Raw genomic sequence first — 26,761 nt, 5'->3', positions numbered from 1 at the left:
CCCCCGACGCACTCATGTCGCCTATCGAACCCCGACCGCTTCGCCGTGTCCTTGTGACCGGGGCGTCGGGGTTCGTTGGCAGTTGGCTGTTGCCAGCCCTGTCCGCTGAGGGGGCGGATGTCTTTGGGCTGACGATGACCCCTGACGCTGACGTGCCGGCCGGTCGCGGTGTGCCGGTCATGCCGACGAGTATTCAGTGGCGATCTGGCGATCTGCGCGATGACCGGTTCGTGCAGCGCGTCGTGGACGAAGCCGCGCCGGACGTGGTGATCCACCTGGCCGCCATCTCGCACCTGCCCACGGCGGCGGCCGATCCGGCGGCGGCGTGGGATATCAACGTCACCGCCACGGCGCGCCTCCTGCATCACCTCGACCGCATCCGTCAGGAAGGCCGGGCCGACCCGGTGATTCTGCTCGCCGGAAGTGCCGAGCAGTACGGACGTGATGCAAGCCACGGCGCGTTGCTCAGTGAGGACGCCCGACAGGCACCACGCACGGTGTACGCGGCCACCAAGGCGGCGCAGGAGGTGCTGGCCTTCCAGTGCTGGCGCGCCACAGGGCTGCGCACGATGGTCGCACGCAGCTTCAACCACAGTGGACCGGGGCAGCCGCCGCGATTTTTGCTGCCGGCACTTGTCGCGCGTGCTCGGGGACTGACCGACGCCGCACCCGGTACGCCAATGCCGGTGGGCAACCTCTCGCCGATACGCGACTTCCTCCATGTTTGTGACGTGGTGGCTGCGTATATTTCCCTCTGTCGACAGGGTACGCCGGGTGAGGCGTACAACGTGGCCAGCGGCACCGGATGGTCGGTGCGTGAAGTTCTCGATCGGGTAGTGGCGCGAGCAGGGATCCGCGCCGTACCCACCGAGGATCCTTCACTGGTGCGACCTGTTGATGTCCCCGCTTTGATCGGGGATCCGCGGAAGCTGCAGCGCGCCACGGGTTGGCGCGCCACGCGTTCTCTCGACGACATCATCGACGATCTGTTCCATGCCGAGACGTTCTGACCTGCACCGGATTCTCGTGATTGGCTCTGGGCCGATCGTGATCGGTCAGGCTGCTGAGTTCGATTATTCCGGAACACAGGCCATCAAGGCCCTTCGTGAGGAGGGTTACGAAGTCATTCTCGTGAACTCCAATCCGGCCACGATCATGACCGATCCGGAGTTTGCGGATCGCACGTACGTGGAACCGGTGACGCCGGAATTCGTCGAGAAGGTGATCGCCAAGGAGCGTCCGGATGCGGTGCTGCCCACGATGGGTGGACAGACCGCGCTGAACGTGGCGCTCGCATTGCACGACAGCGGTGTACTGGCGAAGTACGGCTGCGAATTGATCGGCGCCAACGCGCGCGCCATTCGTGTGGCGGAAGATCGCAAGCTGTTCGGTGAGGCCATGGAGAAGATCGGTCTGCGCTGCCCAACGGGGCGCACGGTCACCTCACTCGAAGAAGCATTGTCGGCCGTGGAAGAGACCGGGTTCCCCGCCATCATCCGCCCGTCGTTCACGCTGGGCGGCACGGGCGGTGGCATTGCCTACAACCGCGAAGAGTTCGAAACCATCGTGCGTCGTGGGCTCGATCTGTCGCCGGTGCACTCGGTGTTGATCGAACGTTCGCTGCTCGGCTGGAAGGAGTACGAACTCGAAGTGATGCGCGACTGTGCGGACAACGTGGTGATTGTCTGTTCGATCGAAAACCTCGATCCGATGGGCGTGCACACGGGCGATTCCATCACGGTGGCGCCGGCGATGACGCTCACGGACCGGGAGTATCAGGTCATGCGTGATGCGGCCGTGGCGATCATTCGTGAGATCGGTGTGGATGCCGGCGGTTGCAACATCCAGTTTGCCGTGAACCCCACCAACGGTGAACTGATCGTCATCGAGATGAACCCGCGCGTCTCGCGCTCTTCGGCGCTCGCGTCGAAGGCTACGGGTTTCCCGATTGCCCGCATCGGCGCCAAGCTCGCGGTGGGCTATACGCTCGATGAAGTACCGAACGACATCACGAAGACGACGCCGGCGAGCTTCGAGCCGGTACTCGACTACGTCATCGTGAAGTGCCCGCGCTTTGCGTTCGAGAAGTTCGTGAGCTCTGATCCCGGTCTCACCACGCAGATGAAGTCTGTGGGTGAGTCGATGGCGATCGGGCGCACGTTCAAGGAGGCGTTCCAGAAGGCGCTGCGTGCCCTCGAAACGGGTCGCTCCGGCTGGACGATTGCCGAGCGTCTGCAAGATGACCGTCTGACCGAGGGCTCGAAGGAAGAGCTGCGTGGCGCGCTTCGTCGTCCCACACCGGAACGCATCTTCCAGCTCAAGCGCGCCATGCTGCTGGGCATGGATACCAAGGAGCTGTACGAGATCACGGCCATCGATCCGTGGTTCCTCGACCAGTTGCGCGAACTGATCGACGCCGAGCAGTGGTATGAAAAGCTGACCGGCGTGGACGCGGTGTCGATGCGTCGCATGAAGCGGCTTGGCTTCTCGGATCGGCAGTTGGGTGCGTTGCGTGGCCAGTCGGAGAGCGATGCGCGCGCCGAACGGTGGGCGCTGGGTGTGCGCCCATCGTACAAGATGATCGACACCTGCGCGGGCGAGTTTCCGTCGAGCACGCCGTACCTGTACGGCAACTACGACGAAGAAAGCGAAGCCGCCACGGAGGGACGCAAGAAGGTCGTGATCCTCGGATCGGGACCGAACCGCATTGGACAGGGCGTGGAGTTCGACTACTGCTGCGTGCGCGCTGTGTTGGCGCTGCGGGAGCAGGGGTACGAGACCATCATGGTGAACTCCAACCCCGAGACGGTCTCCACCGACTTTGATATCTCGGACAAGTTGTACTTCGAGCCGCTGTCACTCGAAGACGTCCTCGAGATCGTGCATCGCGAACAGCCGGAAGGGGTGATCGTGCAACTGGGCGGCCAGACGCCGCTCAAGCTCACGCGTCCACTCGAAGCGGCCGGGGTGAAGATCCTGGGCACGTCGCCGGACGCCATCGATGCGGCTGAAGATCGCCGGCGTTTCGAAGCGATTGCCCGTGAGCTGGGCATCGAACAGCCGGCCAACGGCACCGCCACGAGTGTGGACGAAGCCGTGACGATTGCGCAGCGTATCGGGTTTCCGGTGTTGGTGCGGCCGTCGTATGTGCTGGGCGGTCGGGCCATGGAGATCGTGCACGACGAGGTGTCGCTGCGCGACTACTTCGAGCGCGCCGCACGGGTCAGCGAAGAACGGCCCGTGCTGGTGGACCGGTTCCTCGAAGACGCCTTCGAAGCCGATGTCGATGCACTGTCCGATGGTACGGATGTGGTGATCGGTGCGGTGATGGAACATATCGAGAGCGCCGGCATTCACTCCGGTGATTCCGCGTGTATCCTGCCGCCGTATCTCATTCCTGCGGCCGCCGTGGCGCAGATGAAAGAACACACGATCGCGTTTGCGAAGCGGCTCGGTGTGGTGGGGCTGATCAACGTGCAGTACGCCTACAAGGACGGCCAGGTGTACGTGATCGAGGTGAACCCACGTGCGTCCCGCACGGCACCGTTTGTGTCGAAGGCGATCGGCGTGTCGTTGCCTTCAGTGGCAGCACGCTTGATGCTGGGCGAAACGCTCGCCGAGGTGGGATTCACGCAGGAAATCATTCCGCCGTACATCAGCGTGAAGGAAGCGGTGTTCCCGTTCAACAAGTTCCGCGAGTTCGATCCGGTGTTGGGTCCGGAGATGCGCTCGACGGGTGAAGTCATGGGCATCGACGACGACTTTGGCGCGGCGTTCATGAAATCGCAGTTGGCCGCCGACAATGCCTTGCCGCGTGAGGGCACGGTGTTTTTCACTGTGTCCGATGGCGACAAGCCCACGGCAGCATCGTTGGCCGGGAAGTTCCATTCGATCGGTTTTTCGATCATGGCGACCAGCGGCACGGCGGCGTTCTTCCGCGAGCAGGGGATTCCGGTCACCAGCGTGCTCAAAGTGCACGAAGGGCGCCCGCATGGCGTGGACAAGATCCTCAACGGCGAAGTGCAGTTGCTCGTGAATACCCCTCTCGGTAAACACGCGCAGGTCGACGACGAGAAGTTGCGTCAGGCGGCCATCGCCAATCGTTTGCCCTACACCACCACGTTGACGGCAGCCAGCGCGGCCTTCGAAGCCATTGCGGCCCGCCGTACACGAGAGCCGGTGGTGCGCTCGTTGCAGGAGTGGCACGAGATTCTTCGCGCGCCCGGTGCCGTGGAGTCGGCGACGGCTGGATCCACCCAGCCGGCCGGAGTCGCGTGAGCGCCACGGGTATCATCCCCGGAATGATCGCACGCGCCGGCGAAGGGCATGTCGGTGCGGCGGTTGTGCTGGGCGAAGGAGCCATGGTACACGAATCCGCGTACGTTGATGACGGTGCGGTGATCGGTGCCGGGTCGCGCGTGTGGCATTTTGCGCACGTGCTCGGCGGAGCGGTGGTCGGTGCGCGCTGCTCACTCGGCCAGAACGTGGTGGTGATGAACAAGGTCACCATCGGCGACAACGCGAAGATCCAGAACAACGTGTCGTTGTATGAAGGCGTGGAGCTCGAGGCCGACGTGTTTTGTGGTCCCTCCATGGTATTCACCAACGTCTACAACCCGCGCAGTGCCGTGTCGCGCAAGGATGAGTACCGGCGCACCCTGGTTCGTCGTGGCGCCAGCATCGGCGCGAACGCGACCATCGTCTGCGGGGTCACCATCGGCCGATACGCGTTCATTGGCGCCGGTGCGGTGATCAACCGCGACGTGTCTGACTACGCGCTCATGGCGGGCGTGCCGGCGAAGCGCATCGGCTGGATGTCGGAAGCCGGGCATCGTCTGGTGCCCGTGTCGGCGGCGTCCGGTGCGGACGGTGTCGAGACGCTGCGCTGCGAAGGGACGGGAACGCTGTACGAACGTCGGGGCGACGTGGTCGTGCGCCTGGAGGAGCAGCAGTGACGGAGCAGATCGTGCCGGCGGGAACGCCGATTCGTGTGTCGTTGGTCGGCTGCGGACGCATCAGTCGCAATCACTTCGATGCGATCGCCAAGATTCCCGACCTCCAGTTGGTCGCGGTGGCCGATACGGTGGCCGAACGCGCGGAGCAGGCGGGTCGGGCGGCGGGCGTGCCGTGGTTCCAGAGCCTCGAGCAGATGCTGGCCGACGTGCCGAGTGACGTGGTGGTGGTGGCCACACCGAGTGGTCTGCATCCGCAGCACGGGATTCTGGCGGCGAAGGCGGGTCGTCACGTGATCAGTGAGAAGCCCATGGCCATCTCGCTCGCGTCGGCCGATGCGCTGGTGCAGGCCTGCGATGATCACCATGTGCATCTGTTTGTCGTGAAGCAGAATCGCCTCAATCCGCCGATCGTGCTGCTCAAGCGCGCGATCGACAGTGGCCGGTTCGGGCGCATCTACATGGCCAACTGCACCGTGCGTTGGACCCGTCCACAGGACTACTACGATCAGGCGCCGTGGCGCGGGACGTGGGAGTTCGATGGCGGCGCGTTCATGAATCAGGCGTCACACTACGTCGACCTGGTGCAATGGCTGGTAGGCCCCGTGGAGAGTGTGATGGCCAAGACCGCCACGCTGGCTCGTCGTATCGAAGCGGAAGACTCCGGCGTCGCGGTGCTCAAGTTCCGCTCCGGCGCGATCGGGACCATTGAAGTCACGATGCTCACGTACCCGAAGAATCTCGAAGGCTCGATCACGATCCTGGGAGAGAAGGGCACCGTCAAGATCGGCGGGACCGCCGTGAACAAGGTCGAACATTGGCAGTTTTCCGACTACGACGATGACGACAAGTACGTCGAGCAGTCGAACACCAACCCGACCAGTGTGTACGGATTTGGTCACGAAGGGTACTACCGCAATGTGGTGTCAGTGCTGCGAGGCGAAGCTCGTCCGGACACGGATGGACGGGCCGGCCGCAAGTCGCTCGAACTGATTCTGGGGATCTACGAGTCAGCGAAGACGGGACGCGATGTCCCGCTGCCGCTGCGTGTGAACATCTGAACATCATCGTCCGACCTTTTCATTCCTGCAGCCATGGCCGTTCCTCTTCTTGATCTCAAGGCCCAGCACGCGACCATCCGGGAAGATGTTGTCGCTGCCCTGATGGCCGTGGTGGATTCACAGGCGTTCATCCTCGGCGAACCGGTCAGTGACCTGGAGCGCGAGGTGGCAGCGCTGTCGCAGTCCCGCTATGCCGTGGGGTGCGCGAATGGCACTGACGCGTTGCTGCTCGCGCTGCGGGCATTGGGCGTGACGCCCGGCGACGAAGTGGTGACCACCCCGTTCACCTTCTTCGCCACCGCGGGAGCCGTGCACAACGTCGGCGCCCGTCCGGTATTCGTCGACATCGACCCGCGCACGTTCAACATCGATCCGGCCGCGGTGGGTGCCGCGGTGGGCGCCAAAACGAAGGCCGTGATTGCGGTCGACCTGTTCGGACAGATGGCGGCCATCGAGCAGGTGATCGCTGCGGCTGGGGCATGCCCGGTGATCGAAGATGCGGCCCAGACCATTGGTGCGAGCCGCATCATCGACGGCAAGCGGGTCATGGCTGGTGAGGCGGCCGCGATCGGCACGTTCAGCTTCTTCCCCTCCAAGAATCTTGGCGGGTATGGGGATGGCGGCATGGCCGTCACGCAGGACGACGTACTGTTCGACCTGCTCATGAAGCTGCGCACGCACGGTGGTCGGAAGACCTACTTCCACGAGATTGTCGGCTACAACAGCCGCCTCGATACGCTGCAGGCCGCGGTGCTGCGGGCCAAGTTGCCCCATCTCGAAGGGTGGAGCGCCGGCCGTCGTCGGAACGCCGCGTACTATGACGCCGCGTTTGCCGACGTGGCGGATGTCACCACGCCGTATATCGACCCCGCCAATACGTCGATCTACAACCAGTACACCATCCGTGTCCCGCAGCGCGATGCGCTCCAGCAGCATCTCAAGGCGCACGGGATTGGCTCGAACGTCTACTATCCGCTGCCGTTGCATCTGCAGCCGTGTTTTGCCTACCTGGGCTACCGGGAAGGACAGTGTCCGGAATCGGAACGTGCCGCGCACGAAGTGCTCTCCTTGCCGATCTATCCCGAACTGGCCACGGCGCAGCTCGATGAAGTGATCCAGGCAGTCCGCGCCTTCTTCGGTCGGTGATCGCAGATGAGTGACGCGAGTGCCATGAAAGAACAGTTGCTGAACCGCATCAAGGATCGGTCCGGTGTGATCGGCGTGATCGGGCTGGGCTACGTCGGCCTGCCACTGGCCATGGAGTTTGTGCACGCCGGCTTCCGCGTGATCGGCTACGACGTCAGCGAGCGCGTGGTGGATCTGCTGATGGCCGGCCAGACGCACATCCACGATGTGCCGGCGGCGCAGGTGCAGGCGGCGGTGGCCAGCGGCAGCTTTGTCGCCACCACGCTGGAAGACCGGCTCGGCGAGTGTGATGCCATTTCGATCGCAGTGCCCACGCCATTGTCCAAGACGCGTGACCCGGACATGGCGTATGTGCTGAGCGCCGCCGATGCGATCGCGCGTCAGGCGCATCCGGGGCTCTGCGTCGTGCTGGAGAGCACCACGTATCCGGGCACGACGCGGGAACTGTTGCAGCCGCGACTCGAAGCCAAAGGCCTGACCGTGGGTCAGGACATCTTCGTGGCGTTCAGCCCCGAGCGCGTAGACCCCGGCAATCCGGTCTACCAGACCAAGAACACCCCCAAGGTCGTGGGCGGCGTGACGCCGGCCTGTGTGGAAGTGGCGCAGGCGCTCTACGAGAGCTGCATCGACACCGTGGTACCGGTGTCATCGCCAGAGGCGGCCGAGCTCGTGAAGCTGCTCGAGAACACGTTCCGGGCGGTGAACATCGGCCTGGTGAACGAAATCGCGATCATGTGTGACAAACTGGGCGTGAACGTCTGGGAAGTCATCGACGCGGCGGCCACCAAGCCGTTTGGGTTCATGAAGTTCACCCCGGGGCCTGGCATCGGGGGGCACTGCATTCCGCTCGACCCGCACTACCTCGCCTGGAAGATGCGCACGCTGAACTACAAGACGCGTTTCATCGACCTCGCCAGCGAGATCAATTCGCACATGCCCGAGTGGGTCGTGCAGAAGGTCGCTGACGCCCTCAATGAGGTGCGGAAGGCGGTGCGTGGCAGTCGGTTGTTGGTCCTGGGCGTGGCGTACAAGCGGGACATCGACGATGTGCGTGAGAGCCCGGCGCTGGACGTGATTCGTCTGCTGGAAGAGCGTGGCGCCCATGTGGAGTTCCACGATCCGTTCGTGCAGGAATTCCGCGAAGACGGACACACCCGGAAGGGTGTCGAACTCAGCGATGAGATGCTGCAGTGGGCGGATGCCGTCGTGGTCATCACCGATCACAAGCAGGTGGACTACCAGCGGGTGGTGGACCAGGCGACGTTGCTGGTGGATACCCGGAATGTGACGGCCAAGCTGCAACCTGGCCGGGCGCAGATTGTGCCGCTGGCGGCCGGCTTGCGGTCTTTTGGAGGGGTGGCGTGAACGTTGGAGCCGGTTTGAACCACGAGGACACCGTCGAGGGTATGTTGTGGGTATGAGATACGTCCCATCCCGCATGGAATGGCGCCTGATGCTGCTGCTGAGTGTGGCCGCAGCGGTGGCTGGCTGTTCCCGCGGTTTCCGTCCTCAGGACTTTGCGACGCCGGAAGCGCTCTTCAAGGCGTCGTTGCAGGAGTTCGAGCGCAAGAAGTGGGACAACGCCCAACTCGGATTCGAACGGCTCACCAACGACCTCTCGTCGCGGGATCCGCTGCTCGCGCCGGCGTACTTCTACCTGGCGCTGACGCACGAGCGGAAACACGAGTTCCTGCTGGCGGCCCAGGCGTTCGAACGGGTCACCGATGGGTTCCCCGACGACACGCTCGCGCCCACCGCCATGCTGGGCAGTGGGCGGTCGTATCAGAGTATCTGGCGGCGACCGTCACTCGACCCGGAGCAGGGGCAGAAGGCGGTGTCGGTGCTGCGGGCGTTGCTGTCGTCCTATCCGGACGCCAAGGAAGTCGAGGACGCCAAGGCCCGGATCTCCACCCTCGAAGAGTGGTTCGCCGAGAAGGACTACATGACCGGCGTGCACTATGTGCGCGTGCGGCGGGCGATCGATCCGGCGATCATCTACTTCAAGGACGTCGTCACGACGTATCCGACCACGAAGGCGGCGCGCCTTTCGTGGCTGCGGTTGAATGAGCTGTACACGAAGATCCGCTGGAAAGAAGATGCCGCGGAGACGTGCACGGCCATGTGGAAGGCGTATCCCGGGGACGCCGACGTGCGGTCGGCCTGCGGCGTGCAGCCCGCCGATACCACGGCGGTTCCGGCGGCCGCGGCCCCTCCGGCCCCCCGCGATACCATCGCGCTGGCCCCCTTGGCGGCCAGTACCCCTGTGGTGTACGCCCGGCCCGCCCCAGTCGGGCGCGGCTGACCGGCTGTGCGACTGGGCCTCTTCGGCGGGAGCTTTGATCCGCCGCACGTGGGTCACTTGCTGGTCGCACAGGACGCCCTCGAGGCGCTCCGGCTTGATCACCTGCTCATCATCCCGGCGGCGCAACAGCCGCTCAAGGGGGCACACCAAACGTCAGCCCACCATCGGCTGGCTATGGTACGGGCCTGCTTTGAGGGAGTGCAGGGGATAGAAGTCGACCCGGTCGAAATTGAACGGGGCGGGTTATCTTTCATGGTTGACACCGTGGAGGCGGTGCGCCGGCGCTGGCCGGACGCGCACCTCCATCTTCTCGTTGGTCGCGATGTGGTTCCCACATTGCCGCGTTGGCATGACGTCGATCGGCTGCTGTCCATGGTCCGGTTGGTGGTGCTCACACGCGATGCAGCGCCGCAGGAAGGGCCGCTGTTGATCGATGCGGAGAGCGACAGCGGTGTGGTCGCTGAGGTGCTGTCCACTCGACAGGTGGACATGTCGTCAACCGAAATTCGGTCGCGGGTTCGGGACGGACGCTCCATTCGGGGGTTCGTCCCCGATGCCGTGGCGACCTACATCGCATCCACAGGGTTGTATCGCGAGTATCCCCGGGGATCGGCGGACACGGAGCGTTCCGAACGCGCCTGAATGGCGCGGCGGGCCCCGTCCGTCCGGTGCCCTTGCCAGGAGTAAAGATCTGTATGCTGAAGTCCTTGATCGGAAAGGTGTTTGGAACGCGCCATGAACGTGAGCGCAAGCGCGTCCAACCCATCCTCGCTGAGATCCACGAGTTCGAAGCACAGCTCGCCAAGCTGTCCGATGAACAGATCCAGGGGCAGACCGCGAAGTTCCGCGGCATTCTCGCCGAGCGCACCGGGCCGATTGAAGCCCGTATTGCGGAGCTGAAGGCGGCCAAACACGACACGGCCGACAGCGCCGAGCGTGAACGGCTCGATGGTGAGCTGCAGGGCGTCGACGGACGTGGTGGTGTGGAGGCGGAACTGCGCTCCACCATCGCCGAAGTGCTCGACGAGCTGTTGCCCGAAGCGTTTGCCACCGTGCGTGAGGCGGCGCGCCGCCTCAAGGGTTCGAAGGTCATCGTCACGGGCCACGAACTCACCTGGGACATGGTGCCGTACGACGTGCAGCTCATTGGTGGCATTCAGTTGCACCTGGGCCGCATTGCCGAAATGGCCACCGGTGAAGGCAAGACGCTGGTCGCGACGCTGCCGATGTACCTCAATGCGCTGCCTGGGCGCGGCGCGCACCTGGTCACGGTGAACAACTATCTGGCTCGTCGTGACTCGCAGTGGATGGCGCACCTGTACGGATGGCTGGGCCTCACCGTCGGATGCCTCGACGACACCGAGCCCGGCTCGTGGGAGCGTCGTGCCGTGTACGCGTCGGATATCACGTACGGTACGAACAATGAGTTCGGCTTCGACTACCTGCGCGACAACATGGTGGTCTCGCTCGAGCAGCGCGTGCAGCGTCCGCACATCTTCGCGATCATCGACGAAGTGGACTCCATCCTGATCGACGAAGCCCGTACACCGCTCATCATCTCGGGCCCGGTGGGCAATGAGAGTGACGGGCAGTATGCCGAGTTCAACACGACGGTGGAACGCCTCGTGCGCCGTCAGTCGGACCTGGTGAATGCGCTGGTGGCCGAAGGCGAGCGCCAGTTCGAAGCGGGTGATCAGCAGGGCGGTGCGCTGCACTTCTACAAGGCGCAGTTGGGTGGCCCGAAGAACAAGCGCCTCATGAAGGTGCTGCAGGAATCCGGGGTGAAGCAGCTCGTGCAGCGTGTCGAACTCGACGTGATTGCCGATCGCAAGCTGCCCGTGTCCAAGCGCGCGTTCCGCACCGTCGAAGACGATCTGCTGTACGTGCTCGACGAGAAGGGCCACACGGTCCACCTCACCGAGCAGGGCCTCGATTGGCTCTCGCCCGATCATCCGGACACGTTTGTCTTGCCGGATATTTCGGTGCTGATCGGCCAGATCGACAAGGATCATGGGCTCAGCCCGGCGGAGCGTCTCGAACAGCGCAACCTGGTCGAGCGCGAGTACGCCACGAAGAGTGAGCGGCTGAACATCATCCACCAGTTGCTGCGTGCCCATGCGTTGTATGAGCGCGACGTCAACTACGTGGTGCAGGAAGGGCAGGTGCTCATCGTCGACGAATTCACCGGCCGTACGATGCCCGGTCGTCGGTGGAGCGAAGGCCTGCACCAGGCCGTCGAAGCGAAGGAACGTGTGCAGGTGAAGGGCGAGACGCAGACCCTCGCCACGATCACCATTCAGAACTACTTCCGCATGTACGAGAAGCTGGCCGGCATGACCGGCACAGCCGAGACGGAAGAAGGCGAGTTTCACCAGATCTATGGTCTCGAAGTGTCGGTGATTCCGACCAATCGACCGATCCAGCGTGATGATCGTCAGGATCTGGTGTTCAAGACGCGGCGTGAGAAGTACAACGCCATCGTCGACGAGACCAAGCGCCTGCACGATCTGGGCTATCCGGTGCTCGTGGGTACGGCGAGCGTGGAAGCATCCGAAACGCTGGCCCGCCTCTTTGCGCGTGCGGGGCTCAAGCACAACGTGCTCAACGCCAAGTACCACCAGCGCGAAGCCGAGATCGTGGCGGAAGCCGGTCGCAGCGGCGGTATCACGATCGCGACGAACATGGCCGGCCGCGGTACCGACATCAAGCTGGGCGCTGGCACCACGGAAGCGCGTCCGTCGAAGGTGCACGATGCCGATGGCAAGGAAGTGGATACCACGGAGATCGGTGGTCTGCACATCATCGGCTCCGAACGCCATGAATCCCGTCGTATCGACCGGCAGTTGCGCGGTCGCTCGGGTCGTCAGGGCGATCCGGGTGCGTCGCAGTTCTTCCTGTCGCTCGAAGACGACCTGATGCGACTCTTCGGCTCGGAGCGCATCGCCCGCCTGATGGATCGCATGGGCGCGCAGGATGGGGAGGTGCTCACGCATCCGCTCATCACGCGCTCCATCGAACAGGCCCAGAAGCGCGTCGAACTCCAGAACTTCCAGTCCCGCAAGCGACTGCTGGAGTACGATGACGTCATGAACCAGCAGCGTGAGGTGATCTACTCGCTGCGGGCGTTTGCACTCGAAGGTGGTGAAGAGCTCAAGGGTGAAGCCACGAAGATGCTCGAACGTGGTGTGCAACGCCGCGTGGAGCAGGCGTTGGCGACGTTCGACAAGCCCGAAGAATGGGATTTCGAGTACGTGCAGCAGGACCTGATGATGCACTACATGCTGCAGGTGCCTGGGTTCGTGCAGCACGACCGTCCCACCTCGCTCGAAGACGCACAAGCGCAGGCCGTGGCCGCCGTGCACGAGGCGTTTGCCCAGAAGATCGAAAGCCTCGACCAGGTCACCGATGAAAATGGTCAGGGCTTCTCGGGTCGCCTGTTGTCGCTGGTGACGCTCAGTGTGATCGACGAGAAGTGGAAGGACCACCTGTATGATCTCGATCAACTGCGCGCGTCGATCCACTATCGCTCGTGGGGACAGAAGGATCCGCTGGTCGAGTACAAGCAGGACGCGTACACCATGTTCGTGGAGCTCATGCACGATGTGGCGCACACGTTCACGGAACGGTTCCTCAAGGCACAACTGGTGTTCGAACAGACACCGGTGGAGACGTTCGAGCCCCTGCCGACCGAGGTGGCTCGCGTCGAAGGCGCGCGGCCCACGCGTCGTTACAACGCGCTCGGTATTCTCGAAGATGTGCCGCCCGAAGAGCTGATGGAGTCGATCGAGTCCGACGACACCGAAGAAGCGGACGACGAAGGGGACGCGGGAGACACTGCTGGCGAAGCCCGTCTGCTGGCTCGGGGCACACCGGCGATTGTCGGTGCAGGCTCCATTCGTTCACTGGAAGCCGGCGGTGGTGCACTGCCACCGGGCTGGGAAACGACGCCGCGCAACAACAGTTGCCCATGCGGTTCGGGCAAGAAATTCAAGAAGTGCCACGGCGCAAATCTGTAAGGCGCGCCTGACACATCGGAGCCAGCGGGTCGTGAGCGAAAGCTGACGACCCGCTGAGTTTTTCAGGGGATCACGAGGTCGCCACGACGTCCGGGCAATGGTGACACGGGTGTGCCCCCGTGCCCCGTTCGATCTGGATGGTGGGGTGCCGGATACCAAATCGCTCTTCCAGGGCGTGCGCCACATCGGAGAGGAACACATCGGCATCGTCGGCGTGGCCGGGACGAATGAGGTGTGCGGTGAGCGCCGTATCGGTGGTGCTCATGCCCCAGATATGCAGATCGTGCACGCCGGTCACTCCAGGGAGTGCGAGCAGGTAGGAGCGCACGGCGGTCGGATCGACATGCGACGGAACGGCCTGCAATGCGAGATCCACCGATTCGCGCAGCAGCCCCCAGGTGCCGTACGCAATGAGGAGCACTACCACGAGGCTGATCGTGGGATCGAGCCACTGCCAACCGGTGAAGGCGATCGTGATGCCGGCAATCACCACACCTGCGGAAACGGCCGCATCGGCCACCATGTGCAGATAGGCACCGCGCACGTTGAGGTCCGTGTCACGTCCACCGACAAAGAGCCACGCCGTGAATCCGTTCACGAGGATACCGACGGCGGCGACCCAGGCGACCACGCCGCCCGGCACTGGTTCGGGATTGGCGAACCGCCCGATGGCCTCCCATCCGATGGCGCCGATGGCCAACAGCAACGCCACCGCATTGCCCAGGGCGGCGAGGATGGTCGAACTGCGGAAGCCGTAGGTGCGGCGCGCGGTGGCGGCCCGCTGGGCGAGGGTGGCACCGCCCCAGGCCAACAGCAATCCGAGCACATCACTCAGGTTGTGGCCGGCATCCGCCAGCAGGGCCATGGAGCCCGTACGCAGTCCGTATCCCGCCTCGAGCGCGATATACGCCAGATTGAGCGCGGTACCAATCGCAAACGCCCGCCCGAACGAGGCCGGCGCATGATGATGGCCATGCCCGCCGTGGGCGTGCGCGCCGTGGGAGTGCCCATGCGAATGCCCGTGAGCGTGGTCGTGGACAGCGCCTGCTGCGGGCTCACCGGAAGAAGTGGGGGACGCCATGTTGGAAAATTATCGAGTGGGCGTGGGGTACGGGGGAAATGGCGGGTTCCATTCAATGTGTTACGGCGACGCAGATCGCTGACGGTTGGCTGACGGAGAACGGCATGTTGCTGGCGGCTAACGAGCCAGCTCTGGACTCCGGCGCGGTCAAGCGGAGCGGTAATTGGGACGGACCGCGCCGGAGGCGGATCTGGTCCGGCACCTTTGGGTATATTTGTTCCATATCCTCTTCGGAGATCCCGGCGATGACATGGCGGCTCGTTCTGGCCTGTGCGGCAATGATTCCTGCAGCGCTGTCTGCGCAGTCTCGCGGTGGAGACGGGTACCTCTTCCGTCGACCATCGGCCACTCTCTCCATTCGCGCCGGCGCTGGCCAACCGAGCGCCAACAGCGATGTCTTCGACTTCGTGTCGAAAGACCTCACCGTGGGCCGCAGCGACTTCCTTGGCGCGGCGTTCATGGCCGACATCTCGGTGCCGCTTTCGCAGCGCCTCGAACTGCAGTTCAGCGGTGGCACCAGCGGTCGGCGCGCCAATTCGGAATACCGCGGTTTTGTAGACAACAACGATCTGCCCATCGAACAGCAAACGACCTTCCGGCGCGTGCCGCTCGCCGTCGGGCTCAAGTGGAATCTGCTGCCGGCCGGCCGACAGATCAGCCGGCTGGCCTGGGTGCCATCGCGCATCGTGCCGTACGTGGCGGCCGGCGGCGGCACCATGTACTACCAGTTCCGGCAGTCGGGCGATTTCATCGATTTCGAGACCAACGATGTGTTCAGCAGCAAGCTCACATCCTCGGGATGGGGCGCGCTGGGCTACGGCGCGGCAGGAGCGACGTTCAACGTCAACCGCTCCGTCGGTCTCATCACCGAATTGCGATACGATGTCAGCAACGCGTCGCTCGGCGGTGACTTCGGTGGGTTCGATCCGATCTCCCTGTCAGGTGTCGGCGTAACAGCCGGCCTGCAGTTCCGTTTCTGATTCTCGTGACACTCGGGAGGTTCCCATGATTCGCAACACACAACGCGTGAGTGGAGCGTCCGGCGGACTGTTGCTGGCAGCGGTGGTGCTGTTCGGTGGTTCGCCCATGTCCTCGGCGCATGCGCAGCAGGCACAGCCCGTCGACGCGCGTTTTCAGCCATGGATCGGCTGCTGGCGCACGATCGACAATACCGACATGCCCCAATCGGCCGCGCCCACGCAGGCCTGTGTCGTGCCATCCACGCAGGTGGCAGGCAGTGTCGACGTGATGCTGTTCTCTCGCGACTCGCTGCTTTCCCGCAACACGTTGCCAGCGGCCGGCACGTCGGCGGAAAAGGTGGTGGACGATTGTCGCGGTACCGAGAAAGCGACGTGGACCTCCGACAACGCACGCCTGATCATGCGCGCCGATCTCACCTGCGCGCGGAATCTCCAGCGCACCGAGACCGGCATGATGACCATCACGCCGGAAGGGGAGTGGCTGCAGTTGCAGCACCTGCAGGTCGGTGGCAATGAAGCCACCACCACGGTGCGATTCCGCTACAACGAAGGCGCGGCGTTGCCACCGGGCGTTTCGTTCACCGCCGGTAGCCGCTCCAACTCGTCGTTGCGTTTGGCCATGGGCGCACCGGTGAATGGCGAGCAGGTGCTCGATGTCGCCACACAGACACCGCCGGGGCTCACCGAAGTCTGGTTGGCCGAACTCGGCACGGGCTTCGATCTCGACGGCAAGGCACTCACGCGCCTGGCTGATCGTGGTATGCCGCCGCGCGTCATCGATATGATGATCGCCGTCTCCAATCCGCGGGCTTTTTCGGTGCGCCCGAACGAAGCGATGGCACAGCGCGGTCTCGCGGCCAATGCCATCGTCGAAGCGCCACCCACGGTGTCGGCGAACCGGATGTCACGTTGCAGCTTTTACGATGATTTCTGTTACGGCCCGGGCGGCAGCGGTGCATGGGGCATGGGCTGGCAGTATGGCTACGGCGCATGGGATCCGTTCAATCCGTGGTTCGGCATGAACAGCCTGCGCTTCGCCAACCGGTTCGGTTATCCGTATGGCATGGGCTTGAGCCCATGGGGCGGCGGACCGTGGGGTGGTGGCATTTACTACGGCGGTGGTCCGGTCATTGTCGTCGGCCCACCGGGTGTCGCGCAGCCACAGGGGCGCGCCATCAAGGGGCGTGGTTATACCCGCACTGGCGGTGGTGGCGGCGAATCCGCAGCACCACGCTCCGGTATGTCGAGCGGTGGATCCAGCGGTAGTTCCGGCGGAAGCTCGGCTGGCTCATCCAGCGGCGGTTCGTCGGGCGGCTCCAGCGGCGGTTCTGGACGCACCGCCAAGCCCCGCCCACCCGGCACGCTCTAAGAACTGATATTCACCACGCGGCGGCTCCTGAGAAACCATCAGGCCGCCGCGTGTGTTTCCCGCCCGATCATCACCACGGCTTCCGCAAGATCATCGATATCCTGCAGCGTGGTGCGATGATTCACATGGGCCACACGCAGGGCAAACCGTCCGTTGATGATGGTCGACGAAGGGGTGGCAATGCCTTGCTCTTGCAGGCGCTGCAGCAGTTCGGTGTTCAGTGCGTCCAGAGCTGCGTCACTCGATGACTGGTCGGCTGGACGATAGCGAAAACACACCACATTGAGCGGCGCGGGCGCGAGACGCTCCAACTCGGCGTGGCTGTCGATAAGCGCCACCAACCGCTGCACCTGACGCACATTCTGCTCGATGATGCGGCCGAATTTCTCCACGCCATCGGCCTGCAGTTGCATCCACACCTTGAGCGCCTTGAAGCCACGCGTCAGGTCCAGACCGCGGTCGTTGAATCGCTGCCCGCCGGCGCTGACGCCCCGCGCCATCGGACCGAGATAGGCCGCCTGCTGCCGGAAGGCCGCTTCGTGCAGATCCGCGTTTCGCACCAGTACACACGCGCACTCGAAGGGCATCGATCCCCACTTGTGCAGGTCGAAGCCGATGGAGTCGGCGCGCTCCATGCCGCGCAACCGATCGCGCAATGATGGCGCCAGTGCGAGCAACGCACCGAACGCGCCATCGACGTGAAACCACAGGGATTCACGGGCGGCCACATCCGCGAGCGCCTGCAAGTCGTCCACAGCCCCCGTGTTCACGGTGCCCGCCGTGCCGACAATGGCAAATGGTTCAAGTCCCGCTGCGCGGTCTTCGGCGATGAGCTGTTCGAGTGCATCGATGCGCACCGTGAAGTCTTCGGTGACCGGCACCTGGCGGAATGCGCGCCGTCCCAGTCCCAGCCACTCCGCGGCCTTGTAGGCCCAGCCATGGGTCTCTGACGATCCGTAGAACACGAGTGGCGCCCGCATCGTCTCGCCCGGCCAGGTCTGCACTCCTGACGTCCGAACATCGTGATCGCGCTGACGAGACGCCGCGAATCGCGCCGCGGCCAAACCGTGCACGTTGGCCATCGTTCCGCCTGTGACAAACAGACCACTCGCACCGGGCATGCCCATCCACTCGGCGAACCATCCGATCACCTGCTGCTCGACCAGCGCCGGTGCCTGATTGAATCCCGCCAGATGCGGATTCATGCCGGCCGCAAGCATGTCGGCCAGCATGGCCAATGGCGTGCCGTTTCCCTGTACCCAGCCGAAGAAGCGCGGATGCCAGTTGCCATTGCCATAGGGCAGCACATGCGTGCGGAATCGTTCGTACACGGCATCGGCACCCATGCCGGTACGTGGACCGCTCTCATCGAACAGCGAGCGCTTGGCGTCGGGCAGGGGTCGCCACGCGGGGGAATGTGGCAGGGCCCGTTGTGCATCGAGCAACTCGTCGAGCATGCGATGCCCCAGGGCGCGTAACGCGTCCCAGTCCGCGTCGGTGGCAGGGTCGAACGATTCGTGCGTAGTGGCAGGCGAAGTGGACATGACTGAACAAATGCTTCGGCGCCGAGAGCGACAAGGGACGGGCACTCGGGCGCCACGGCGAAGAAATGGGGTCGGGCGCAATGGCATGGTACGTGGATTTGTCCGACACACCGGCATAGTGGGGCGCTCTCGATCCCAGTCCACACCGATTCCCCTGCGCCGGAGATTTGCATGTCTCACCCGTTGCCCGAGCCCACGCCCCCAGGCACACCCACGCCGATCGGCGGACTTCGCATCAAGGAACTGCCGGCGAGTGAACGGCCGCGCGAACGTTTGCGTGCGCTGGGCTCTCAGGCGCTCAGCACCACCGAGTTGATTGCGACCCTCCTGGGATCTGGACAGCAGGGCACGTCGGCCGTCGCCTGCGCGCAGGTGGTCTTCGAGCAGTGTGGGGGCTCGCTGGGGCGGCTGGCAGCGATGCCCCTGGCGGCGCTCACCCGCATTCGCGGCGTGGGGGTGGCGCGAGCCGCGGCGGTACACGCGGCCCTCGAGCTGGGGCGACGCATGGCCGGCGAGGCGCGTGAAGCCGGGTTGCCGCTGCGGGGGCCTCGTGATGTGGCGGCCGCCTTTGCACCGCGCCTGCAGGATGCGCCGGTGGAGGAATTCCATGTCGCCATTCTCGACGCCCAGCACCGCCTCGAGCGGGACGTGTTGATCACGCGTGGGCTCCTCAACTCCTCGCTGGTGCACCCGCGCGAGGTGTTTCGGGAGGCCATTGCCGAACGGGCCGCGGCCGTCATTCTGGTGCACAACCACCCCAGCGGGGATCCCACCCCCAGCGCCGAGGACCGGGCGGTCACCGAGCAGTTGGTAGCGGCGGGCCGGCTGCTCGATATCCCGGTGCACGATCACATCATCGTGGGCCGGGGACGATACGTCAGTTTCGCGGAAGCGGGGCTGCTCTGAAGAGACCGCCGCACGACCCGGGACGGGGCGGACGGTGTATATCGGGTACATCCTGCTCCCGGCGGGCACGATCTGCAGGAAAGCCCTGCCAGCCCGTATGTTCCGGAGAACGGGTGGAAAACACGGCAGGTAATGATGCGGCGCTGGACGGCGCGGGCGTCATTGGTCTTCAGCGGAAACAGAGGCGTTGTGACGACGATCGCGCTACACGAGATGATTCCTGGGTTCGGGCCGGGCGCCGAGGGCGCCTATGATCGGCTCGACCATGACCTGCTCGTGCGCGCGTACAAGTATTCGGACGCGGCGCATGCCGGACAGGTGAGGCATTCGGGCGAACCGTACGTGTCTCACTGCATCGAAGTGGCCCGCATCCTGGCCGATCTGCAGCTCGACACGGCGACCGTCACCTCGGGTTTGCTGCACGACATCGTGGAAGACACCGACATCACGGTCGAGGACATCGAACGGGAGTTCGGCAGCGAGATTGCGCAGATCGTCGATGGGTTGACCAAGATTGCGAATCTGCCGATGTCGTCGCGTGAAGAGCGGCAGGTGGAGAACTACCGCAAGCTCTTGTTGTCCATTGCCAAGGATGCGCGTGTCATCCTGATCAAGCTCGCCGACCGGCTGCACAACATGCGCACGCTGGATTGGCTGGCGCCCGAAAAACGTCGCCGTATCGCCCAGGAGACGCGCGATCTGTACGCGCCCCTGGCGCATCGGTTTGGTATGGCGAAGGTGCGCTGGGAGCTCGAGGATCTCGCATTCAAGCATCTCGAGCCCGATGCCTACAAGACGTTGGCCCGGCTCGTGGCGGCCAAACGCGGGGAGCGCGAAGCGCTGATCGCCCAGATGCGCGAGCCGCTCGAGAAGCGCCTCACCGATGCGGGCATCGCCGATGTGGAAGTAACCGGTCGACCGAAGCACCTGTGGTCGATCTACAAGAAGATGCAGCAACGCGATCGTCCCTACGAGGACATCTACGACTTGCTGGCCATTCGTGTCATCGTGCCCAACGTGCTGGAGTGTTATCACGCCCTGGGAGTGATTCACGACGGCTGGACGCCGGTGCAGGAGCGCATCAAGGACTACATCGCGCAGCCCAAGTCGAACGGATACCAGTCGCTGCACACCACCGTGTTTGGACCCGGACGCCAATTGTTCGAGATCCAGATTCGCACACGCGATATGCATCGCACGGCGGACTTCGGTATCGCCGCGCACTGGCTGTACAAGGAAAACACCAAGAACTCCGACGAACTCGATCGCCATCTCGCCTGGTTCCGGCAGGTGCTCGAGTTGCAGCTCGATGCGGAAACGCCCGGTGAGTTCCTGGAGTTCCTCAAGCTCGACCTGTATCAGGACGAGATCTTTGTGTTCACCCCCACCGGCGACGTGATTCAGTTGCCCAAGGGGGCGACGCCGTTGGATTTTGCCTTTGCCGTGCACTCGCAAGTCGGCGCGCGCTGCGCCGGCGCCAAAGTGAACGGACGCATCGCGCCACTCTCGCGCGAACTCAAGAATTCGGAAACGGTGGAGATTCTCACCAATCCGAATGCGAAACCCAGCCGAGATTGGCTGGCGCATGTGCACACGGGCAAGGCGCGACACAAGATCCGCCAGTTGCTGCGCCTCGAAGAGCGTTCGTCGGCGATGCGCCTTGGACGGGAGATCCTCGAGCGTGAGCTACGTCGCCGCCGGCTGCCCAAGGTGGACGATGACAAGCTTCAGCCGATCGCGAAGCAGCTCAAGCTCAAGGACGCCACGCATCTCATCGCCTCGGTGGGCGCGGGCGATCTGCATGTGCTGCAGGTGCTCAAGGCGCTGCACCCCGATCTCGACACGACACCGCCAGAAACCGAGAAGGTCAGCACCTTCGAGCGGATCGTCGATCGGGTCCGTGGTACGGGCAAGGGGATCCGCATCCAAGGCGCGGACGGCTTGCTGGTGCGGTACTCTCAATGTTGTCAGCCGGTGCCGGGTGACCGCGTCGTGGGATATGTGACGCGTGGCCGCGGCGTGAGCATTCACCGCGGCGATTGTCCGAATCTGCTGTTACTGGCGCACGAACCTGAACGGCGCCTCGATATTGACTGGCAGGAAATGGCGGGGGAGCGATTTGTGGTGCGCCTCGCGATGGAAGGCACCGACCGCCGCGGACTCTACGCCGATGTCGCGGCCGCCGTGAGCGCCACCGGCACCGATATCAAGAGCCTCGAACTCAAGACCACCGACGGTCGCGTGACCGGCGCGGCCATGGTCGAAGTGGAGAACCTCGCGCACCTCGAGCGGATCATCAAAGCCGCGCGCCGTGTGAAGGGGATTGCGGTGGTCAGCCGTCGCGAAAAGATCACGGCCGACGACTGACTGCACCGGGAAACACATCGGCGCCACCCTCGAGAAGAGAGCGGCGCCGATGTGGGTCGTCCGGAGGCTGCCCGCCGGTGTGTGATTCGCGGTTCGCGATCGACGCGGTGGATCAACCCACCGCAGCGTGAGGACGGCGTGGCTGCGCTGCCGCACGTGCGGGAGCGGCCTTTCGCACCGCTGGCACATCGCGGCGCTCGCGCACCGGATGATTCGGCGCTTCATGCGGAATACGACGGGCCATCGTGCGTGCCCCCCCCTTCGAATCCTGCACCAGGAAACAACGCACCAGATCACGCATGGTCGCTGCCTGTGCGTCGAGTTCGTCGGCGGCGGTCGCTGATTCTTCCGCCGATGCGGCCGCGGTCTGCGTCTGTTCGCTGACCCGCGCCACCGCCTCATTGACCTGGGCAATCTGATCGCGCTGGATGCGGCAATCGTCCGCCACTTCCTGTACCAGAGTCGCAACACGATCCGCATCGGCGTCGATGACATCAAGCTGCGACCGTACGTGGTCACTGATCATCGTGCTTTCGCGCGTGGTGGTCACGGTTTCTTCGATGAGCGTTGCAGTTTCGCGCGCGGCCGATGCGGCACGAATGGCCAACTGCCGCACTTCGCCCGCCACCACGGCGAACCCACGGCCAGCATCACCGGCGCGCGCGGCTTCCACGGCCGCATTCAGGGCCAGCAGGTTGGTCTGGAAGGAGATCTCGTCGATGGTCTTCACGATCTGCGCCGTACGCTCGGCCGATCCACGCATGCGGGCCATGGCCTCGGACAACTCGCGCATGGACTTGGTGCCCTCGTGCAATCGGCCGCGCATCTCCACCGACAGCTCACGCGTCTGACCGAGTGTCTCCGTCGTGCGAGCGGTCGCGGCGGTCTGTTCCTGCATGGCGCGCGTGATGCCTTCGATCGACTCGGCCTGGTTGGCCATCGTGTAGGCCATCTCCTGGCCACCACCGTTGACCTGATACGAGGCGCTGGCAATCTGCTCGGCGGCCACTTCCACCTTGCACAACGCATCGGAGACGTTGACCACCGCGATATTGATCGCGGACGCCAGGCGGGCATGATCACCGGGGAATTCGCCCTTCACCCGCACCGACAGATCACGCTCGGCGACACGCTCCAACACGGCCAGTGCGGCAACGACCGGTTCGCGAGCGGCATCCTGCGCCTGATTGAAGTCGGTGAGCAGTTGTGCAAACGCACCGGCAAAGCGGTCGCTCTCTGCGCGCGCCGCGGTATCCCCCAGACGCGCACGACCCACGACACGTCCCGTCTCGGCCAGCATCGCACGAATCGTCACCACCGCTCGCGAATACGACTGGATACCGGCTTGGGCGCGAGCAATCGTGGCATTGAGCTCGCTCGCCACGGCCGCAATCTCATCACCGCCGGAGATCTCCACGGGCGTAGTGCGTGCCACGACTTGTTCATCGAGATTGCCCACCGCCAGGGCAGACGTGGCCGATTCCAGCCCCGCCATACAGTGCTGCTGCAGCGAGGTGAGGCGATCACGCACCTGGGCCAACGAATTGCTCACGCGCCCGATGACCAGGCTGGCAAGAATCGATGCGGCACAGATGCCGACCAGCAGTGTGGCCAGGGCCAACCAGAGACTGCGCGTCACCTGCGCATCGGCCGCGATCGCCAACCCAACCGCGGCATATGCCTGACGATCGGTGACGCGGGCAAGCGACGAGTCGACGGAGAGCATGGCTCGCTTGAGCGGCCCGTGCAGCACCGCCAGCGCCTCGGTCTGTTGTCCCTGTGCCACGCGGTCCATCATCGAGGCGAGCGAGGGCTGCGCGGCAGACCAGCGCTGATAGAAGGCATCCAGCACCGCACGATCTTCCGAGGCCGTCATGGTGACCGCTACCGTGCGGTAGAGCGAATCGACGCGTACGATGGCGCGCGTGAGCTCGGCCCGTGCTTCGGTACGCAGCGTCGTGTCGTACGCGAGGTCGCGATAGGCCGCGCGCACACGGTGCACTTCACCCTGCAGATGTCCCGACGCGGCCAGCGGCAGGATGGCCTGCGATTCCAGGGCTCGGGCATCGCGTGCGACGCCCTTCAATGCGAACAACGAGACCAGCGTCGCCCCCGCGCCGGCGGCAATGCCGAGCCCGAGTGTGCGCCAAAGCTGGCCGCGAAGCGAAAGGTGGGTGAACCATCGGACAATCACACGCATCGTACCCCTTCGTACGGTTGAAAGTCGACCAGCCGTAACAAAACGGTGATCAACTGTGACATTCTTGCAAATGGCCTTCGACTGCGAGGCGGGAGCTCTTGGCCCGAGTATCGGCAGCGGGCGATAGGCCTAAAGTCGGATCGGGAAGATTCTGGTCGCAATTGGTATCCCGAATAAATGCCGACATTGTGCTATATTGGAAGAATGACTGCGCCGTTTCGACTGCATGCTCCCTTCGCCCCCGCTGGCGACCAGCCGCGAGCGATCACCGAACTCTCCTCCGGCCTGCATCGTGGCGACCGGATTCAGACGCTGCTCGGCGTCACGGGTTCGGGCAAGACAATGACCATGGCGAATGTCATCGCCGACTGGGGGCGTCCCACGCTCGTCCTGTCGCACAACAAGACGCTGGCCGCGCAGTTGTACGGGGAACTCAAGTCGTTTTTCCCGAACAACGCCGTTGAGTACTTCATCTCGTACTACGACTACTATCAGCCCGAGGCGTATGTCCCCTCGAGCGATACGTACATCGAGAAGGACGCCAGCATCAACGAGGACATCGACCGGCTGCGACTGCGCGCGACCTCGTCATTGATGGAGCGCGACGATGTCGTGATCGTTTCCACGGTGTCGGCCATCTACGGTCTCGGTGATCCGGTGCAGTACCGCGAGCGCATGGTGGCGCTGTCGCGCGGACAGCAGATCGCCCGGGACGACATCCTGCGGGCCCTGGTCGGCATTCAGTATCTGCGCAACGACGTGGCTTTCGAGCGGGGCACGTTTCGGGTGCGTGGAGACACGGTGGAGATCCTGCCGGCCTACGAGGAGCAGGCAGTGCGTATCGAGTTGTGGGGCGATGAGATCGAGCGCATCTCGAAAATCGATCCGGTCACCGGTGAGACGATTGCGGCCCTGGAGCGCATGGCCATCTACCCGGCCAAACACTTCATCACGAACCGTCCCACCATCGAGCGCGCGTCGATGGCCATTCGCGACGAGCTGGCGACACGGCTGGCCGAACTGCGCATGGCCGGCAAGTTGCTGGAGGCGCAGCGTCTCGAGCAGCGCACGCAATTCGATCTCGAGATGCTGATGGAAATCGGCACCTGTGCCGGCATCGAGAACTATTCGCGACATATCAGTGGACGCGAAGCGGGTGAACGCCCGGCCTGTCTGCTCGACTATTTCCCCGATGACTATCTCGTGGTGGTCGACGAGTCCCACGTCACGTTGCCGCAGATCCGCGCCATGTACAACGGCGATCGGGCACGAAAGCTCACGCTGGTGGACTATGGATTTCGGTTGCCCAGCGCGTTGGACAACCGACCGTTGGTGTTCGACGAATTCATGTCGTTGGTGCCGCGCCTCGTGAACGTATCGGCCACTCCGGGCGAACTGGAATTGCAGTTGTCCGAAGGCGTGGTGGTGGAGCAGGTGATTCGACCCACGGGGCTGCTCGATCCGGTGCTCGAAGTGCGCCCGGTGAAGGGGCAGGTGGACGATCTGTTGCACGAGATCCGGGCACGGGAGCGACGCGGCGAGCGGGTGCTGGTCACCACGCTCACCAAGCGCATGTCGGAAGATCTCACCGACTACCTGCAGCAGATGGGAGTGCGGGTGCGCTACATGCACTCCGATATCGACGCCATCGAGCGCATGGAAATCGTGCGCGGCCTGCGGCTCGGGGAATTCGATGTGTTGGTGGGTATCAACCTGCTGCGCGAAGGGCTCGACATGCCCGAGGTGTCGCTGGTGGCGATTCTCGACGCCGACCAGGAAGGGTTTTTGCGCAGTGATCGTTCACTCATTCAGACCATTGGGCGTGCCGCGCGCAATCTGCATGGCATGGCCATTCTGTACGGAGATCGGATCACCGGTTCGATGCAACGCGCCATCGACGAAACCACGCGGCGGCGCACGATTCAGCGGGAGCACAACGAGGCGCATGGCATCGTGCCTCGTGGTGTCACCAAGAGCGTTGATGAAGTCCGTTTCATCACGCGTGTGGCGGATGCCCGTGTGGAGCGTGAGGGCGAAGCACCGGCGCCTCGTCGTCTGGCGAGCGAATCGGCACCACGCAGCCGTGAAGAGTTGGAGACACTGGTCGGCGAACTCGAGATCGCCATGCGGGAAGCGGCGGTGGCGCTGGACTTCGAGGCGGCGGCCCGTCTGCGTGACCAACTGTTCGAAGTGCGTACTGCACTGGGCCAGGCCCCGTCCGAAGCACGTGGCAACGCACAGGCTCCCAAGCGGCCGCCCGGCAGTGCGCCCCAGCGACGCGCTGGGGGAGGACGTCGTGGTCGCTGAAACGCTGGCCCATCTCCTCGGGCGTGGGGCACCGCGCAATCCCGATCGTGATTCGCTCGACGCCTGGGGCAAGGCCCTCGGCGCCGTGTTGCCACGTCCAACGGTGATCACGCTCGAGGGCGATCTGGGAACCGGCAAGACCACGCTCGCCCGTGCCCTGTGCGCCGGGCTTGGCGTATTGGCGCTCGATGCCGTCACCAGTCCGACCTTCTCCCTGGTACAACAGTATGCGGCACCACGTGGGCCCATTGTGCACGTCGATTTGTATCGCCTGAAAGGGCCGTCCGATCTCGAGGCACTGGGATGGGATGAGCTGGTCGATCAGTCGCCGGTCCTGCTGGTGGAGTGGCCCGATCGCGCAGCGAAGATGCTGCCCTCCGACACCATCGGCATCTCGTTGGCACACGACCCCGATCACCCTGGTCGACGCCTCCTCAAGGTGCATGCGCCGAGGGGTGGCGTGCGGTAGGCTGGGTAACGGTTGGCCGTGCTCGTCGTCCTAGGGGGAGCGCCCCACACGTCGTGGAGCC

General features: G+C 64.2%; 18 protein-coding genes. 15 read left to right on the top strand and 3 right to left on the bottom strand.

From position 1 onward, the window contains the following. Positions 1 to 14 precede the first annotated feature (14 nt). From GAU_RS10105 to secA, 9 genes are all read left to right on the top strand, one after another. Positions 15 to 1,010, top strand: a complete 996-nt coding sequence (locus GAU_RS10105) for a GDP-mannose 4,6-dehydratase (RefSeq protein WP_012683458.1) — start codon at positions 15 to 17, stop codon at positions 1,008 to 1,010. Beyond that, a complete protein-coding gene (gene carB, locus GAU_RS10100) occupies positions 994 to 4,278 on the top strand; it encodes a carbamoyl-phosphate synthase large subunit (protein ID WP_012683457.1) in 3,285 nt (1,094 codons plus the stop codon). The genes GAU_RS10105 and carB overlap by 17 nt, the downstream gene beginning before the upstream one ends. Positions 4,279 to 4,361: 83 nt before the next feature. Continuing rightward, positions 4,362 to 4,955, top strand: coding sequence for a DapH/DapD/GlmU-related protein (locus tag GAU_RS10095; protein ID WP_041266375.1), 594 nt, complete (start codon positions 4,362 to 4,364; stop codon positions 4,953 to 4,955). Continuing rightward, on the top strand, positions 4,952 to 6,013 hold the full coding sequence (locus tag GAU_RS10090) for a Gfo/Idh/MocA family protein (RefSeq protein WP_012683455.1): 1,062 nt from the start codon (positions 4,952 to 4,954) through the stop codon (positions 6,011 to 6,013). Before GAU_RS10095 ends, GAU_RS10090 begins: the two co-directional genes overlap by 4 nt. Positions 6,014 to 6,046: 33 nt before the next feature. Further along, on the top strand, positions 6,047 to 7,159 hold the full coding sequence (locus GAU_RS10085; RefSeq protein ID WP_012683454.1) for a DegT/DnrJ/EryC1/StrS family aminotransferase: 1,113 nt from the start codon (positions 6,047 to 6,049) through the stop codon (positions 7,157 to 7,159). Between the two features lie 6 nt (positions 7,160 to 7,165). Beyond that, positions 7,166 to 8,524, top strand: a complete 1,359-nt coding sequence (locus GAU_RS10080; RefSeq protein WP_012683453.1) for a nucleotide sugar dehydrogenase — start codon at positions 7,166 to 7,168, stop codon at positions 8,522 to 8,524. A 52-nt stretch (positions 8,525 to 8,576) separates the two neighbouring features. Beyond that, positions 8,577 to 9,461 (top strand): outer membrane protein assembly factor BamD, encoded by an 885-nt coding sequence (locus tag GAU_RS10075; protein WP_083765575.1) that lies wholly within the window; start codon positions 8,577 to 8,579, stop codon positions 9,459 to 9,461. A gap of 6 nt (positions 9,462 to 9,467) precedes the next feature. Then, positions 9,468 to 10,103: a nicotinate (nicotinamide) nucleotide adenylyltransferase gene (gene nadD / locus GAU_RS21640; RefSeq protein ID WP_012683451.1), complete on the top strand. Its 636-nt coding sequence runs from the start codon at positions 9,468 to 9,470 to the stop codon at positions 10,101 to 10,103. Positions 10,104 to 10,156: 53 nt separating this feature from the next. Beyond that, a complete protein-coding gene (secA, locus tag GAU_RS10065) occupies positions 10,157 to 13,477 on the top strand; it encodes a preprotein translocase subunit SecA (protein WP_012683450.1) in 3,321 nt (1,106 codons plus the stop codon). A gap of 70 nt (positions 13,478 to 13,547) precedes the next feature. Here the strand turns inward: secA and GAU_RS10060 are convergent, their stop codons facing one another. Further along, positions 13,548 to 14,558, bottom strand: coding sequence for a cation diffusion facilitator family transporter (locus GAU_RS10060; RefSeq protein WP_012683449.1), 1,011 nt, complete (start codon positions 14,556 to 14,558; stop codon positions 13,548 to 13,550). 245 nt (positions 14,559 to 14,803) lie between these two features. Between GAU_RS10060 and GAU_RS10055 the strand changes: the two genes are divergently transcribed. Then, positions 14,804 to 15,538, top strand: coding sequence for a hypothetical protein (locus tag GAU_RS10055; RefSeq protein ID WP_041265436.1), 735 nt, complete (start codon positions 14,804 to 14,806; stop codon positions 15,536 to 15,538). A gap of 25 nt (positions 15,539 to 15,563) precedes the next feature. Then, entirely contained in the window at positions 15,564 to 16,907 is a 1,344-nt protein-coding gene (locus GAU_RS10050) for a hypothetical protein (protein ID WP_012683447.1), read from the top strand. Between the two features lie 38 nt (positions 16,908 to 16,945). Here GAU_RS10050 and GAU_RS10045 read toward each other — a convergent pair whose 3' ends face one another. Then, positions 16,946 to 18,451, bottom strand: a complete 1,506-nt coding sequence (locus tag GAU_RS10045; protein ID WP_012683446.1) for a pyridoxal phosphate-dependent decarboxylase family protein — start codon at positions 18,449 to 18,451, stop codon at positions 16,946 to 16,948. Positions 18,452 to 18,622: 171 nt separating this feature from the next. Here GAU_RS10045 and radC point away from each other — a divergent pair, with 171 nt between their 5' ends. Then, positions 18,623 to 19,357 (top strand): RadC family protein, encoded by a 735-nt coding sequence (radC, locus tag GAU_RS10040; protein WP_012683445.1) that lies wholly within the window; start codon positions 18,623 to 18,625, stop codon positions 19,355 to 19,357. 213 nt (positions 19,358 to 19,570) lie between these two features. Next, positions 19,571 to 21,724 carry a RelA/SpoT family protein gene (locus tag GAU_RS10035; protein WP_012683444.1) on the top strand — a complete coding sequence of 718 codons (2,154 nt, stop codon included), beginning with the start codon at positions 19,571 to 19,573 and terminating at the stop codon, positions 21,722 to 21,724. A 112-nt stretch (positions 21,725 to 21,836) separates the two neighbouring features. On the opposite strand, the gene GAU_RS20775 is transcribed toward GAU_RS10035, so the two are convergent. After that, positions 21,837 to 23,924, bottom strand: coding sequence for a HAMP domain-containing methyl-accepting chemotaxis protein (locus tag GAU_RS20775; RefSeq protein WP_012683443.1), 2,088 nt, complete (start codon positions 23,922 to 23,924; stop codon positions 21,837 to 21,839). 204 nt (positions 23,925 to 24,128) lie between these two features. On the opposite strand from GAU_RS20775, the gene uvrB reads away from it, so the two are divergent. Continuing rightward, positions 24,129 to 26,231: an excinuclease ABC subunit UvrB gene (gene uvrB / locus GAU_RS10025; protein WP_012683442.1), complete on the top strand. Its 2,103-nt coding sequence runs from the start codon at positions 24,129 to 24,131 to the stop codon at positions 26,229 to 26,231. Continuing rightward, positions 26,221 to 26,700 (top strand): tRNA (adenosine(37)-N6)-threonylcarbamoyltransferase complex ATPase subunit type 1 TsaE, encoded by a 480-nt coding sequence (gene tsaE, locus GAU_RS10020; RefSeq protein WP_012683441.1) that lies wholly within the window; start codon positions 26,221 to 26,223, stop codon positions 26,698 to 26,700. Before uvrB ends, tsaE begins: the two co-directional genes overlap by 11 nt. Positions 26,701 to 26,761 lie beyond the last annotated feature (61 nt).

Source organism: Gemmatimonas aurantiaca T-27 (assembly GCF_000010305.1).
Lineage (GTDB): Bacteria > Gemmatimonadota > Gemmatimonadetes > Gemmatimonadales > Gemmatimonadaceae > Gemmatimonas > Gemmatimonas aurantiaca.
The sequence above is the reverse complement of the archived record's forward strand: the minus strand, read 5'-3'. Positions and strand labels throughout refer to the sequence as shown.

Excerpts from the sequence above, each read along its gene's own strand:
- GAU_RS10105 (WP_012683458.1), top strand. The coding sequence starts at position 15 with ATGTCGCCTATCGAACCCCGACCGCTTCGCCGTGTCCTTGTGACCGGG.
- radC (WP_012683445.1), top strand. The coding sequence starts at position 18,623 with ATGTCTCACCCGTTGCCCGAGCCCACGCCCCCAGGCACACCCACGCCG.
- GAU_RS10045 (WP_012683446.1), bottom strand. The coding sequence starts at position 18,451 with ATGTCCACTTCGCCTGCCACTACGCACGAATCGTTCGACCCTGCCACC.
- GAU_RS10075 (WP_083765575.1), top strand. The coding sequence starts at position 8,577 with ATGAGATACGTCCCATCCCGCATGGAATGGCGCCTGATGCTGCTGCTG.
- GAU_RS10035 (WP_012683444.1), top strand. The coding sequence starts at position 19,571 with ATGATTCCTGGGTTCGGGCCGGGCGCCGAGGGCGCCTATGATCGGCTC.
- GAU_RS10050 (WP_012683447.1), top strand. The coding sequence starts at position 15,564 with ATGATTCGCAACACACAACGCGTGAGTGGAGCGTCCGGCGGACTGTTG.
- GAU_RS10095 (WP_041266375.1), top strand. The coding sequence starts at position 4,362 with ATGGTACACGAATCCGCGTACGTTGATGACGGTGCGGTGATCGGTGCC.
- secA (WP_012683450.1), top strand. The coding sequence starts at position 10,157 with ATGCTGAAGTCCTTGATCGGAAAGGTGTTTGGAACGCGCCATGAACGT.
- carB (WP_012683457.1), top strand. The coding sequence starts at position 994 with ATGCCGAGACGTTCTGACCTGCACCGGATTCTCGTGATTGGCTCTGGG.
- GAU_RS20775 (WP_012683443.1), bottom strand. The coding sequence starts at position 23,924 with ATGCGTGTGATTGTCCGATGGTTCACCCACCTTTCGCTTCGCGGCCAG.
- GAU_RS10060 (WP_012683449.1), bottom strand. The coding sequence starts at position 14,558 with ATGGCGTCCCCCACTTCTTCCGGTGAGCCCGCAGCAGGCGCTGTCCAC.
- GAU_RS10085 (WP_012683454.1), top strand. The coding sequence starts at position 6,047 with ATGGCCGTTCCTCTTCTTGATCTCAAGGCCCAGCACGCGACCATCCGG.
- GAU_RS10055 (WP_041265436.1), top strand. The coding sequence starts at position 14,804 with ATGACATGGCGGCTCGTTCTGGCCTGTGCGGCAATGATTCCTGCAGCG.
- GAU_RS10080 (WP_012683453.1), top strand. The coding sequence starts at position 7,166 with ATGAGTGACGCGAGTGCCATGAAAGAACAGTTGCTGAACCGCATCAAG.
- uvrB (WP_012683442.1), top strand. The coding sequence starts at position 24,129 with ATGACTGCGCCGTTTCGACTGCATGCTCCCTTCGCCCCCGCTGGCGAC.